General features: G+C 51.8%; 11 protein-coding genes. 9 read left to right on the forward strand and 2 right to left on the reverse strand.

Translation table 11 applies throughout. From position 1 onward, the window contains the following. Nucleotides 1–66: 66 nt before the first annotated feature. Nucleotides 67–1,323: an ABC transporter substrate-binding protein gene (locus tag AK95_RS13200; protein WP_071220400.1), complete on the reverse strand. Its 1,257-nt coding sequence runs from the start codon at nucleotides 1,321–1,323 to the stop codon at nucleotides 67–69. A 439-nt stretch (nucleotides 1,324–1,762) separates the two neighbouring features. On the opposite strand from AK95_RS13200, the gene yqeK reads away from it, so the two are divergent. The 7 genes from yqeK (at nucleotide 1,763) to AK95_RS13235 (ending at nucleotide 11,446) form a co-directional block, all read left to right on the forward strand. After that, nucleotides 1,763–2,398, forward strand: a complete 636-nt coding sequence (gene yqeK / locus AK95_RS13205) for a bis(5'-nucleosyl)-tetraphosphatase (symmetrical) YqeK (RefSeq protein WP_162487575.1) — start codon at nucleotides 1,763–1,765, stop codon at nucleotides 2,396–2,398. 22 nt (nucleotides 2,399–2,420) lie between these two features. After that, nucleotides 2,421–3,152, forward strand: a complete 732-nt coding sequence (locus AK95_RS13210; protein WP_071220401.1) for a metallophosphoesterase family protein — start codon at nucleotides 2,421–2,423, stop codon at nucleotides 3,150–3,152. Between the two features lie 288 nt (nucleotides 3,153–3,440). Beyond that, the gene (locus AK95_RS13215) at nucleotides 3,441–4,871 is read left to right on the forward strand and encodes an SWIM zinc finger family protein (protein ID WP_071220402.1); all 1,431 of its coding nucleotides are present in this window, start codon (nucleotides 3,441–3,443) and stop codon (nucleotides 4,869–4,871) included. 26 nt (nucleotides 4,872–4,897) lie between these two features. Further along, on the forward strand, nucleotides 4,898–6,760 hold the full coding sequence (locus AK95_RS13220) for a HEAT repeat domain-containing protein (protein WP_071220403.1): 1,863 nt from the start codon (nucleotides 4,898–4,900) through the stop codon (nucleotides 6,758–6,760). Between the two features lie 16 nt (nucleotides 6,761–6,776). Beyond that, nucleotides 6,777–7,880 carry an ATP-binding protein gene (locus tag AK95_RS13225; protein WP_071220404.1) on the forward strand — a complete coding sequence of 368 codons (1,104 nt, stop codon included), beginning with the start codon at nucleotides 6,777–6,779 and terminating at the stop codon, nucleotides 7,878–7,880. Next, complete coding sequence (locus tag AK95_RS13230; protein WP_201259380.1) at nucleotides 7,859–10,231, forward strand: DUF5682 family protein; 2,373 nt, start codon at nucleotides 7,859–7,861, stop codon at nucleotides 10,229–10,231. The genes AK95_RS13225 and AK95_RS13230 overlap by 22 nt, the downstream gene beginning before the upstream one ends. A gap of 3 nt (nucleotides 10,232–10,234) precedes the next feature. Next, complete coding sequence (locus tag AK95_RS13235) at nucleotides 10,235–11,446, forward strand: VWA domain-containing protein (RefSeq protein ID WP_071220406.1); 1,212 nt, start codon at nucleotides 10,235–10,237, stop codon at nucleotides 11,444–11,446. Nucleotides 11,447–11,613: 167 nt separating this feature from the next. Here AK95_RS13235 and AK95_RS34515 read toward each other — a convergent pair whose 3' ends face one another. Further along, a complete protein-coding gene (locus AK95_RS34515) occupies nucleotides 11,614–11,790 on the reverse strand; it encodes a hypothetical protein (RefSeq protein WP_201259381.1) in 177 nt (58 codons plus the stop codon). 237 nt (nucleotides 11,791–12,027) lie between these two features. Here AK95_RS34515 and pxpB point away from each other — a divergent pair, with 237 nt between their 5' ends. After that, entirely contained in the window at nucleotides 12,028–12,747 is a 720-nt protein-coding gene (gene pxpB / locus AK95_RS13240) for a 5-oxoprolinase subunit PxpB (protein ID WP_071220407.1), read from the forward strand. After that, entirely contained in the window at nucleotides 12,744–13,748 is a 1,005-nt protein-coding gene (locus AK95_RS13245) for a 5-oxoprolinase subunit C family protein (protein ID WP_071220408.1), read from the forward strand. Before pxpB ends, AK95_RS13245 begins: the two co-directional genes overlap by 4 nt. The last annotated feature ends 2 nt before the right edge of the window (nucleotides 13,749–13,750 follow it).

Raw genomic sequence — 13,750 nt, forward strand, 5'->3', positions numbered from 1 at the left:
GTAGCGGTTGGTATTTAAGTACTCCTAACAATCGGAAAGCCATACCTCGCAAAACAAGAACCTTGGTCAGCGCAGCAGTTCTTTTTTGACTCTGGCCAGCGCGTCTTCCCAGGCTTTATCAGGATTTTTGCCTTGGAGCGCAACGGATGACAGCTCTCGATTGACAATGCCGTTTACATTAGCGAATTTACCGCCGAAATAAGCAGGTTTGACGTTACGCGCAGATTCCGAGAACACCTCGCCAGTTGCCTGATTCCCGAAAAATTCCTCGGGCTCCTTCATCACGGAAGCATCCAGTGCGTCTTTGGCGGAAGGGAAGAGGTTGATCTTCTTAAAGGATTGAACCTGATTTTCCGGACTCTGAATATATTTCATCACTTCAAATGCTTCTTGCGGATATTTACTCGTCTTCATAATGGCCAGGAAGGAGCCGCCATTGTTGCCGTCCCCGCCAGGGGCGCGTGCTACTCTCCACTTGCCGCTGGTATCCGGCGCCGCCTGCATCAATATTTCCTTCATCCACACCGCACCGACAAAGGAAGCGACCCGTCCATTGTTCATGGCGGCATTCCATTCGGAGGAGGACGTATTGGCGTTGGCGCTTAGCTTCATCTGGGAAGCCTTCACCGCCGTATCCCACGCCGTTTTCATGGAGGACTCGGGAGTTTCGCCGATAAACGTATTGTCCTCGGCAAAATATATGCGTTCAGACTGAGCATTCATTTGCGTGTAAATGTTGGTGATGTTGTCGAGCATTTTCACTTTTTGATCAAAATGCTCCTGCAGCTTCTGCCCGGCTTCGAAATATTGATCCCACGTGCCAAGCTGCGCGTGGACCTCTTCCGGTTCGGTCGGCAGCCCGGCTTCCCCGAACAAATCGGCCCTGTAATATAGGGCAGTTGGCCCCGTATCGATCGGAAGAGCAATCATGGTGCCTTCCGGGGTAACGCCAAGCTTCCATTTCCAATCCAGGAAATCCGGCTCAATATCCTTGGCGCCCAGCTCATACAGATCGTAGAAACGGTCCGAGCTCGTAAACAGCTCTGCCACCCAGTCGTTAAAAGCGACGATGTCCGGTCCTCCGGAACCGGCCGCCAGCGTTGTCTTTAGCTTCGATTTGAAGTCGCCACCGATTTTTTGCGCATCAATTCGAATCCCCGGGAATTCCTTTTCAACAGACTTAATCAGCTCATCGTCCAGGCTTCGGTTCCAGTACCAAAGTGTAAGCGTTTTCGTTTTTTCGGTGGAAGCATTTCCCGTGCAACCACTGATGATCATAACAAGAATCAGTAACCCCAAGCTAACCATCCTGCGTGTATTCACTATCGTCAGCCTCCTAACGTGGTGAAGTCGGTGATGCTTAAATCTTATTCAGTTACCAAGCTCGCGTGAGTAAAATATATGATTACGTTAATAAACATTAGACTAAAAATCGAAACATTCCATATTAAGGAATAATAAATGGACAAACCGGGGGCCATATCACGGATCGATCAAAGTCTTTCCTTATATATCATTGCTTCCTCCTTCAAATAGGTTCGTTATGTCTTACGCAACGTTGATATCCCGCATCATCTGCACGAATGGGTTTGGTCGATGATGCGTAGAATCGGATGACCTCCTTTCTTTGACTTTCTTGTATAATAGCTTCAAACTATTCTCAGTATAAGTTAATATTGTATGGAAAATGAAGTGCTAGATTGGTAAATTCAAGGAATTGGGTGAGGTGAAACGAGTGAACGACCCGCGTAAGCATCGCTTGATGATCAGCTCCTACCGTGAGCTTGGGGGACACGATCTCACCGGAAATCTTAGGAATGACGTGGTCCGCTTTCTGCAGAAACACCAATGCCCAAAAACAGCAGAGCATGTGCTTAAAGTGGGGGAGGAAGCCCGCAGAATTGCAATTCTCTATGGTACCGATCCGAACGCTGCTGAATATGCCGGGTATCTGCATGATATTAGTGCCGTTTTTCCGAATCATGTCCGCATTCAAGTATCCCGTGAGATCGGTTTGGAAGTATTGCCCGAAGAAGAGTTATTTCCCATGATCATCCATCAGAAAATATCGGCATATATGGCTGAGGATTTGTTCAAGATTACAGAACCGGAAATATTGAGCGCTGTTGGTTGCCATACGACGTTGAGATCCAAGGCTTCCTTGTTAGACAAGGTACTGTTCGTCGCTGACAAATTGGAATGGGATCAAACGGGAATCCCCCCGTATTTAAAGGAGGTAACGGACCAGCTGCAAATCTCGCTGGATCATGCGGCATTCGAATATATTCAATACTTATGGAATCGACGTGAATTGCTGAAGGTAGTCCATCCCTGGCTTCGAGACGCATATGATGAATTAAGGGATTCACTAAGCCATAACCACAGCAATTCGAAATAAACGAAGCTTGGAGGCGGGTTCATTGACGCAAATTGCATTGATCTCCGACATACACGGAAACATCCCTGCGCTGGAAGCCGTTCTGAAGGATATCAAACAGCGCAGAATCGAAACCATCTATTGCCTGGGCGACTTGATTGGCAAGGGCCCGCACGGAGATATCGCGGTTGATATGGTGAGAACCCATTGCCAGCATGTCATCAAGGGGAATTGGGACGACTTTATAGGTAAGGAAACCGATGATCCGGTCCTCCTATGGCACCAGCATAGACTCGGAAGCGAGAGGCTTCAATATCTTGCCGATCTTCCGTATATCCTTGAGTTCATGATGAGCGGTAAATGGATCCGGTTGTTTCATGCATCGCCCCGCAGCGTGTACGAACGAATACAACCATGGGATGGCCAAGAGAAGCTTGAAACCTTGTTTCACAGTTCCCCGCTGGGCGGGGATCCGAGAATCGCGGACGTTGCTGGTTACGGGGATATTCATAATGCATATCACCAGCATCTGGACGGGAGAACGCTATTTAATACCGGCAGCGTTGGCAATCCCCTTGAAATGCCTGAGGCCTCCTATGTCATTTTGGATGGAATCTATGACAGCGAAGATCCGGCTCCTCTCAACATTCAATTTATTCGCGTGCCTTACCCTATTGAACAAGCCGTACAGGATGCCCTGGAATCCGGCATGCCTTTCCCTGAAGAATATATTCTCGAGGTTAGAACAGGGCGGTATCAAGTAAGGAAAGATTAATGATGGTATCGATTTCTGAAGAGCCGGTTATGCCGGCTCTTTTTTTTAGAGATAAGAAAGCATAAACTTCCAAGGCTTAGCATCCTTATCTCGCATGAAAAACTTCCGCTTAATGCAGTTTCCTTTATTACCCAATAAAGGATGAGGATGATTGAATAAATAGGAATGAGTGTTCTTAAATAGGTCTTAAGAAGGGTAGGGAGTCAGGCCCAGATTCGATATGATTATAAGTAATGGATAATTTTGCTGTGCATGACCGGCAGCGACTTGATTTAGGAGGGTATGAGTTTGGTTGAGATTACAGAGTCATGGATCGATTCGCAGGCACCGAATAGCGCGGCCATAAAGAATGGACAGGGTCTTGTCAAAAAAGGACGGTTTCTGCAGCTCCATCATACGGTGGATCATGCCGTACTTTTCGGCACATGTGCTGGCAGCGGAAGTTCCGATTACCAGCCGTCCGCCGATTTTGCGGTACCGGAGAAGCCGGTTATGCGGTGTACTTGCCCGAGTCGGCAGTTTCCGTGCAAGCATGTGCTTGGTCTGCTCTATGCGTATGCAGGCGGAGCATCGTTTACACCCGCTGAGGTGCCGGAGGATTTGGCCGCCAAACGGGAGAAAGCGGAGAAGCGGGAAGAGCGTAAGCTCAAAGAAACAACCGAAGGGGCAGCGCCCAAACCGAAGAAGGTCAACAAATCGGCATTAAAAAAGAAAATCAATGCGCAGCTGGAAGGTCTGGACGTATTAGAGAGGCTGGTCCACTCGTTGATCCGGAACGGATTAGGAACATTGGATAAAAAGGAACAAAAGCTGATCCAGGAACATGTAAAGCAGATGGGCAACTATTATTTATCGGGTGCTCAGTCGGAACTTCGCCGCCTGGCGTTGGTGCTGTCAGACAAAGACAAGGAGAAAGCTTATACATATGCGGTGGAGCAGCTTGCTGTTATGAACGCAATCATTAAAAAAGGCAGACCATACCTGACTTCAAAGCTTGAGGATCCGGATATGGCGCTGGACCATGAGTCGACGATTGAGGAATGGCTGGGGCACGCCTGGCAGCTGACGGAGCTGCAAAGCTTCGGACTCGCAAGCGAAGAGGCGGAGTTGATACAGCTTTCCTTTCTGAGTTATGCCGACGATGCACGGCTGGAGCATGTGGATATCGGATACTGGATTCAGAAGGACAGCGGCGAAATTCACCGAACGATTCAGTACCGTCCCTATAAGGCCGCCAAGCTGATGCGTGAGGAAGACAGCTTTTTCGAAAAAGCGCGAGTCCCAGTGCTTTATCGTTATCCGGGGGATATGAACCGACGGGTCCGCTTTGAAGAGATGGCTTCAACTCCGTTGACAGCGGAGGATTTCGTTTGGATTCACGAATATGCGGCGGACTCTTATGCTGACGCAGTTAAAAAGGTGAAGAACCAGCTGAAAAATCCGCTCGCGGACAACCATCCCGTGATGCTGCTGCATGTTTCCCGGATCAGCCGGAACGACGAAGGTCAGTATGCCATCACGGATGAAGCCGGACAGTCGATTGCCCTTGGCGACGTGTTTTTACAGTCGACGGTCCCGATGCTGCGGTATTTGCCGGAGGAGAAGCTGAGCGGCGTTTCCATGCTGGTTATGTTTGAGCACAGCCTGACGACGGGCCGTCTCTTGGCGCAGCCGCTGACCCTTGTTACGAATAACGAAATCATCCGGCTGTTGTACTGAGCAGGGATAACGAAGGAGGAAAGACCATGAGTACGGCATTACTGCAGGAGCTTAACCAGGAGGTTAGGCGTTTATATATTGCCGGCAGCGAACTCGCAGCCGGCGACTTTCGCCTCAAGAGGCTGCTGCCGCAGTTTCAGCAGCTGGGAGAGCGCGCTCCCGTGTTCAAGAGATTGGGTGAAGGGATCAGCGCTTTAATCGAACCGGAATCCGGGAAGGAGACTCCATCGGCTCAGCTGCTTCAGGATTTGAACCAGCTGCTGAGCTCCGTGCTGCATACACAAGGAACAACAGCCCCTGAAGGAGAGCTCCATCCGGTAGACCATCATCCGGTTTCACTGTCATCCCGTTTATCCTTCCGCAAGCTTTCCGCTGTACAGACAGCGCTGACTACAACGGGCGGCGGCCGTTACGAGATCATAGAAGAAGCATGGAAGGAGGGCTTGTTCCGTGATTTCCGGCTGGTATACCTTGCGATTGAAGCGTTGAATGACCCTTATGTGGAGATTGGCGAGCTAGCGGCCAATGAGATCTTGCCGTCGTATGGACCGGAAATCCTTCCATTTCTGATGGAAAGCTTTAATCCCGCGGGCGGAAAGTCGGAGTCGCGCAAGCTGAAGGTGATGGCCCAAACTGGCGGCAGGGAAATAGCGGAGCTGATCCGACAAGCGGCCGAGATCGGCAGCGACGAGGTGAGGTGCATGGCGATCAAATTGCTTGCCCGCTACGAAGAGTATGAAGCTGATCTGATGGAATGGAGTAAGAGTAAGAAGAAAGTTATCCGCGAAGCCGCATACGATGCGCTTGCCGAGAACGGTTCGGAGCAGGCTGTGGAGCGATTGTATGAAGCGGCTCAAGGAAAAGACCAAGAGCTGGTTAACCCTGCCCTTGGCAAATGCCGCTCCGCCTTGTTGACGGATTGGCTTGTACGAGACATGTCCGCCGAGCTTCAAGCGGTTTCCGGATTTTCGGATGACAAGTCAAAGCTGGAGGAGAGCTGGAGCAAGGTGAAGCGCTGCTTGTGGGCACTGCACGATAAACAAAGTTCTGCTCTTGAAGAGCTGTACCGGAACGTCCTTCAGAAGTATTCCTTATATATCAAGTCTTTGGGCTGGGCGTACCTTATGAATGAAGCGGTCATTTACATGAATCGTGTAGATTCCGAGGAAGCCAGGGAACTGCTTCGCCAAAACGCGGAGAACGATTTGGAGCAATACAGACATAGCAGCTCATATGTCCGCGAGGTATTCCAAAAAGCCGCGCGTGTGCTGCCGCCGGACCGCGTATATGAACAATACAAGGACGTTCTGCTGCAAGGCTTCGCCTCTTCGTCGCTTGGCAACACGGCCAAAGAACGAAAAAGGCTTCTGGACACCCTGTCAGATATGGTTATCCATAGGCAGTATAAACCGTATGAGGAAGTTATGCCGTTTACGGGGAAGGAGAGTTACACGTATTACGTGGAAATGCTTCCGCAGGAGCAGCTGCAAGCAAGCTGGGATGACCGATGGCTTGAGCTGTTTATCGAACAGGATGAGCTTGCGCTGGTAAGCGCGTTCGCCCGCCGGGGACATCACGGAGCAGAGTCGTATTTACTGACGAAGCTGAAGAATTCGCCGGAATTCCGCAACCGTTTTGCCAATTTGATCATGATGGGGCTTGTTCGTTCCGGCATGAAGGACGAAGCGTTATTTGAAGCGATCGTGGTCGCACTGGAGGATAAGCGCAATCAGGACTGCTACATGATTGAACCTTTTATATTCAAGCAGCTTTGCCGATTACCGGCAACGTATTATGACCGTGTTCTTGCGGTGCAAGGCAACTTTCGGGACAACGCCGAGGATCAGCTTCGTTACATCCTCCGGATGATGAAGGAGCAAGAAATTTAAAGGAGTGAATAAGCCCATGGCAGCAGGACAAGAGCAATTACAAGATATCATGCGGCAGCCCGCGGAATTACTGTTCCGTCACGAGCTGGAAGCACTGCGTAAGGAGGATTCGGGAAACATTCCAGCCGGATGGCAGATGTCGCCTCAATCCGTACTCAAATTCATTGTCGGCGGCAAGGCAGGCAAAACGGATATCACGCCTAAATATATCGGGAACAAGCGGCTGATCGAGATGGCGGTTGCTACCTTGGTAACCGACCGTGCTCTATTATTGATCGGGGAACCAGGCACGGCCAAATCCTGGCTGTCCGAAAATTTGGCCGCAGCGATCTACGGGAATTCCGGTCTGGTCGTTCAGGGAACGGCGGGAACGAGCGAAGAGCATGTCCGTTATTCCTGGAACTATGCCATGCTGCTCGCTCAAGGCCCGACTCCCGAGGCGTTGGTGCAGAGTCCGATCATGCGGGCGATGGAAGCGGGAGGGATAGCCCGCTTCGAAGAGATATCCCGCTGCGCCTCCGAGGTACAGGATGCACTGATCTCCATTTTGTCGGAAAAGACGATATCGGTGCCTGAGCTTGGTAAAGAAATGAACGCACGGAAAGGATTCTCTATTATCGCCACTGCAAATACAAGAGACCGCGGCGTCAATGAGATGTCCACTGCGCTCAAGCGCCGTTTCAATATTATCGTTCTTCCCGCTCCAGCGGATCTGAATACCGAAATCGAAATCGTAAAGAAACGGGTGTCGGAGATTGCCTCCTCGTATGATCTGCAGGCTGCTGCTCCCGCAGATGAAGCACTGCTCAAGGTCGTGACGATCTTTCGTGAGCTGCGCAGCGGCATGACGCTGGATAAAAAGGAAAAGGTGAAGTCCCCGGCCGGAGTGATCTCGACGGCTGAAGCGATATCGCTCCTGACGAACAGCATGGCGCTGGCAGCGAGCTTTGGCAGCGGTGAGCTGACTGACGAGGACTTGGCAGCGGGACTTCAAGGGGCGATTGTGAAGGACGATGATAAAGACCGGCTCGTATGGAAGGAATATCTTGATAACATTATGAAAAAACGCGGAGCGGAGTGGCGGGGCTTATATAACGCATGCAAGGAGATCAACCAGTGAATGCTGCCGGCATACATGTTTTTGGAGTTCGGCATTTGTCGCCCGCCGGTGCGAAGCATGTACTGGACTTTCTGGATGAGATCAATCCTACGGCCGTGCTCATCGAAGGGCCGTCGGATGCAAGCGGGGAAATACGTCATCTGACTCAGGCAACAACCAATCCGCCGGTAGCCATATTGGCTTTTACCGAAGAACTGCCCGTACGAACGATTTTGTGGCCTTTTGCGGTATATTCCCCTGAATATCAGGCCATGAGGTGGGCGCAGAAGCACGGAGCTTATGCCGCATTTATCGACCTGCCCTCATCTGCTGCCGTCTGTCTGCAGGATCTGCGCCGCAGCTCGGATGACGAAGCGCGCGTGAAAGAACTTGAAGACGAGGAACTTGGTTCCGACTCGGTACCAGCTGGACCGATGGACGAAAGTCGGCCGGACGAAAAATCCATATATGAGCGGATTGCCGAGCTTGCCGGCGAATACGATTACGATATGTACTGGGAGCGGAGCTACGAGCATAATTTGAGCGAAGGATCTTACCGGCAATCCATATCAGCTTTTTCCATGGAGATGCGAGAGCTGTCGGAGGAGAAAGAGCGGCGGGAGGATAGTGTGAAATACGCCTACAATGCCGTCCGGGAGTCGTATATGCGCCGCCAGATTGTTGAAGCGATTGCGGCGGGGCATGACCCCGAGCGCATCGTAGTCGTGTGCGGGGCTTACCATGCCTCGGCCCTTCGCGATTTGTCCAGCCCGATGAGCGACGAGGAATTGAATCAGCTTCCTTCCCGGATAACCAAGCTGACGCTTATGCCATATTCCTATTATAAGCTGTCGTCCATTTCCGGTTATGGTGCCGGGAATATCGCTCCCCATTATTTTGAGATGATGTGGGAACGAATGCAGGAGGGTTCTCTGGCGGAATTGCCGCATCATTATTTATCCATGGTGGCGGGCTCGATGAGAAAGAACGGCACCCACCGCTCCACGGCGGAGGTGATCGAAGCCGTCCGGCTGGCGGAGTCGCTGGCAGCGCTCCACGGGGGCGGTCTCCCGACCCTTCGGGATTTGCGGGATGCGGCCCAGACACTGCTTGGGCGCGGCGAACTTGCGGTCGTGGCTGAGGAGCTTGCACGTGTGGAGATCGGCACGGCGATCGGCGAGCTGGCGGAAGGCGTCAGCCAAACCCCGATCCAGGACGACCTGAACCGCCAGCTGAAGAGGCTGAAGCTGGAGAAGTATAAATCGGTTGTAGCCAACGATTTAATATTGGATTTGCGCGAGAACCGGAGGGTAACCTCGAAAGAGTCCGCGTATCTCGATTTGAACCGGTCTTTTTTGTTTCATCGCCTGAAGCTGCTGGAGATTGAATTTGTTAAGGCCAGACCCAGCGGGCAGGAGCAAGGGGCATGGGCGGAGCACTGGGTTGTGCAATGGACGCCGGAGGTTGAAATTCAGGTCGTTGAATCGACGCTGCTGGGGGAGACGGTAGAGGTGGCTGCCGCTTATATGCTCCAGCAAAAGCTGGCAGGCTGCACCTCGATTGCCGAAGCTTCTACGCTGATCCGTATCGCGTATGAATGCGGGATGATTCATCAGATGGAAGCGGGGCGGCAGACCCTGCAAAAGCTTGCTGTGGACAGCCGCGATGTCGTTCAGATTGCGGCAGCTTCCCGGGAGTTATCCGTGCTGATCCGTTATGGCGGGATCAGGCGGATGGATACAGAGCCCCTTGTACCGCTGCTGCAGCAGCTCTTTATGCGCGCTTGCTTGTTTCTGCTCGATGGCAGTCAGTGCAGCGACGAGGTATCAGGCTCGATGATAACCGCCATGAATGAGCTGAACAGCGTCGCCTTGGAGCATGCGGAGCAGGTGGACGAGGCACTTTGGCTGCAAGAGCTCGGGCATTTGTCCGAAAGAGATGACCTGAACGCCCGTTTGTCGGGATATGCATGTGCGGTATTGATGGAGCGGAATGCGATTTCCGCCCGGCAGTGTGCCGAAGAAGTGTCGCGGAGATTATCCCCCGGCATTCCGGCCGATTTGGGAGCAGGATGGTTTGAAGGCTTATCGATGCGAAACCGATATGCTCTTCTCTCGCGGTTAAGTCTGTGGGAGCAGCTGAATGAATACATCCAGTCCCTGGAGGATGATGAATTCACTCGTGCGCTTGTTTTTCTGCGCCGGGCGTTCAGCAGCTTTTCGGCGAAGGAGAAGACGATGATTGCCGAGCTGCTTGGTGAGCTATGGGGTGTGAATGCAGAGCAGGCTGCCGAGATTTTGACCGGCGATCTGAAGGAGGAAGAAGCGAAGATGATTGACGACTTGAATGATTTTGACTTTGAGGACTTTTAGGCGATGAGCTGCATACCGGAACCCAACCAAATATCGCGTTGGCGGCTCATTCTGGGCCAGTCGGCTGAACCTCAGCTAGCGGGCTATAGCCCCGGGGGAAGCATACAGCTGTCGGAGGAAGAGATGATTATGGACCGCGCGCTGGCCGCGATTTATGATAATACGGACGGCGGGGCGGAAGCCGGAAGCGCGGTCGTGGGGCAGCGGGCAGCCGGGCAAGGAAAGTCGGCTCCCCGGCTTGCGCAGTGGCTGGGGGATGTCCGCTCCTTTTTCCCCGAAGACGTGGTGTCCATCATCCAGAATGATGCCATGGAACGAAAGGGCTGGAAGCAGCTGCTGTTTGAACCGGAGGTTCTGGCTACGGTCAAGCCGGATATACAGCTGGTTGGCACGCTGCTGTCCCTGAAAGGGAAGATTCCCGAGAAAACCAAGGATACGGCGCGCCTGCTGGTGAAGGCGGTTGTGGATGAGCTTGTCCAGCGTCTGCAGGAGGATATTCGCCGGGCTGTGACAGGGGCCTTAAACCGCAGACAGCATACCCCGCTTCCTTCGCTCAGCGGTATTGACTGGAAGCGGACGATACAGCGAAATCTGAAAAATTATGATGCGGACCGCAAGCAGATCGTGCCAGAGCGTTTTTATTATTTTGACAGGGCAAGACGGAGCAAAGAATGGACCGTTATTGTGGATATCGATCAGAGCGGTTCCATGGCGGAATCCGTCATCTGGGCTTCCGTTATCGGATCCATATTTGCAAGCATCCCCTCGCTAGACACCCGTGTGGTCGTATTCGATACGGAGGTCGTTGACCTGACGGAGCAGTGTGCCAATGATCCGGTGGATATGTTATTTGGCATCCAGCTTGGCGGCGGAACGGATATTCATAAATCGGTCGCTTATTGCGAGCAGTTTATTGAAGAACCGAAAAAAACGCTGTTTATCATCATTTCGGACCTGTATGAAGGCGGCAATCAAGCCGGGCTGATCCGGCGAATGCGTGAACTGCGGGAAGCGGGAGTCAAGACGATGTGTCTCCTCGCATTATCCGACGAGGGAAAACCGTTCTATGATGAGCAGGTAGCCAAGCTGCTGTCCAGGGACGGAACACCTTGCTTTGCTTGCACCCCTGCTCTTCTCCCGCAGCTGGTCGAAGGCGCCCTCAAAGGGCATGATCTGGCCGAACTAGCGAAGCGGTTAGGCACCAAGGGGATATAAACGGAAGAATACGGGGCTCGGCTGGGTGTTCTTCTATCTTAAATGAAGTCTCGTGGTTGGTTCATTTAAACCACAAACCCGAATGACTTGTAAAATAATACACCTAAAAAGACCTCACGGACGATCCTGTGAAAACAACGGATCTTCCGTGAGGTCTTCAACTTGTATTATTGTTGGTTCTCGGAGCTATGACCAGCGTTTGGCTGCTGCTGTTTAAATACCTCGGCTGCTTCTTCGGCAGAGATCTCGGTGTCGAATTCACCTGGAATCGGCATTTTGTTCAATTTCGTGGTTTGAACTTCTGCTTTTGTCGGTTCGTTACTGTTCTGGTTTTGTGGGCTCATGTTGGTGGCACCTCCTTATCAAAGTACGTCTTCTGTATTTTGCCAACCATTCCCTGAAATTATACAGATATACAGCATGGACGCTTGGCCTGATCCGTCAGAGTCAGCTGTTCCTGATCCCATCGACAAATAATAAAACTTCATATTCAACGGATGCCTGTTTCTCTGCTATCATAGGAATAATCATTCAATGATTGACGATAATCAGCAGTACATATGGAATGGAGAATGTCCTATATGAGCAAGTCTTATTCATTCTTCCCTTTAGGGGATTCGGCTGTTCACATTCAATTCGAAAATATCGTGAGTGAGAAGGTGCATCGCCAGGTCACGGCTATGACGAGACGAATAGAGCAGAACCCTTTTCCAGGCTGGATCGAATGCATCCCTTCGTATACGAGCGTAGCGGTATACTATGATTATGATAAGATCGGCAAACCGGACGGATTCGATACCGTGTTTGCTTACGTCTGTTCAATGCTCGAGCAGCGGATGGAGGCGGTAACTGTTGAGATGAACATCACGAAATATGAGGTTGTTGACATTCCGGTTTGTTATGGGGGCGACTATGGGCCGGATCTGGAGGAAGTAGCTCAGCAGAACCACCTTACCCCCAGGGATGTCATTCGTATTCATTCCGGGCAGGATTATTTGGTATACGCCATCGGATTCGCGCCCGGCTTCCCTTATGTTGGAGGTATTCCGGAACAGATTGCGACACCGAGGAAACAGACTCCCCGGCTGCAAATTCCGGCTGGATCCGTAGGAATCGCCGGCACGCAAACCGGCATATATCCGATCGAGACGCCGGGCGGGTGGCAGATTATCGGCCGGACGCCGCTCGGTTTATTTCGTCCCGAAGCGGAGCCTCCAACGCTGTTGAAGAGCGGGCAATATATCCGGTTTCGGCCTATTCAAGCGGAGGAATTCGAACAATTAAGGGAAGTGGGCCTATGAGTATAACCGTTATGAAGCCGGGACTTCTTGTGACTCTTCAGGATGCGGGAAGACGGGGTTACGGCAGATACGGTATTATCACGGCAGGAGCAATGGATCATTCCGCTTATCGGATCGCCAATCGACTGGTTGGCAATGAGGATGAAAAGGCCGTTCTGGAAATTACATGGTCAGGATTCGCGGTTGAATTTCTTAGGGATCGGTGGGTTGCCATTACCGGCGGGGATTTATCACCCTCGATAGAAGGCCTGAAGGTTCCGATGTGGCGTCCCGTGCTGATCAAAGCAGGCCGTGTGCTGAGGTTTCAACAGCCGGTAACGGGTTGCCGTGCTTATATGGCGGTGTCGGGCGGATTTGATGTCTATCAGGTAATGGGCAGCAGCAGTACGTATTTAAGGGCCGGAATCGGCGGGTATGAAGGGAGGCCGTTGAAGACGGGGGATACGCTTCATACCCATCCTTCTATGCTTCCTGTGGTCTCGTCTGAACGATACCTTGATGATTATGGCGGTTTCCTTACCGTAAAATGGGCCGTCTTCTCTCCTGAAAGGTATCCTGGTCCAGGACAGGAGAAGGTGGTACGTGTGCTGAAAGGGCGTCAATATGATGACTTTGATGACAGCAGCAAGCACGCGCTGTTCGGAGAACGGTTCACTGTAACTCCGCAATCGGACCGTATGGGCTACAGGTTGTCCGGTCCGCTGCTTCAATTAAGCCATGCTAAGGAATATATATCCGAGCCGGTAGCCCTTGGAACGGTACAGGTACCCGCAGATGGCCAGCCTATCATTCTAATGGCAGATCGGCAGACGCTTGGAGGCTATCCCAAAATTGCGCAAGTGGCAACCGTCGATATTTCGCTGATCGCTCAGCTGTCGCCTGGAGCAACGATTCGCTTTGCGGGTATTTCGTTGGCTGAAGCAGAACAGCTCTACTCGGCTCATGTTCAAGAGTTTCGAATGTTGGAGGCCATGATCAAGCTTAAATTAAAGGAGTGGTGAGT

The organism is Paenibacillus sp. LC231, from assembly GCF_001860525.1.
GTDB lineage: Bacteria > Bacillota > Bacilli > Paenibacillales > Paenibacillaceae > Paenibacillus_AQ.

Excerpts from the sequence above, each read along its gene's own strand:
- yqeK (WP_162487575.1), top strand. The coding sequence starts at position 1,763 with ATGATCAGCTCCTACCGTGAGCTTGGGGGACACGATCTCACCGGAAAT.
- AK95_RS13220 (WP_071220403.1), top strand. The coding sequence starts at position 4,898 with ATGAGTACGGCATTACTGCAGGAGCTTAACCAGGAGGTTAGGCGTTTA.
- AK95_RS13225 (WP_071220404.1), top strand. The coding sequence starts at position 6,777 with ATGGCAGCAGGACAAGAGCAATTACAAGATATCATGCGGCAGCCCGCG.
- AK95_RS13230 (WP_201259380.1), top strand. The coding sequence starts at position 7,859 with ATGCAAGGAGATCAACCAGTGAATGCTGCCGGCATACATGTTTTTGGA.
- AK95_RS13235 (WP_071220406.1), top strand. The coding sequence starts at position 10,235 with ATGAGCTGCATACCGGAACCCAACCAAATATCGCGTTGGCGGCTCATT.
- AK95_RS34515 (WP_201259381.1), bottom strand. The coding sequence starts at position 11,790 with ATGAGCCCACAAAACCAGAACAGTAACGAACCGACAAAAGCAGAAGTT.
- pxpB (WP_071220407.1), top strand. The coding sequence starts at position 12,028 with ATGAGCAAGTCTTATTCATTCTTCCCTTTAGGGGATTCGGCTGTTCAC.
- AK95_RS13245 (WP_071220408.1), top strand. The coding sequence starts at position 12,744 with ATGAGTATAACCGTTATGAAGCCGGGACTTCTTGTGACTCTTCAGGAT.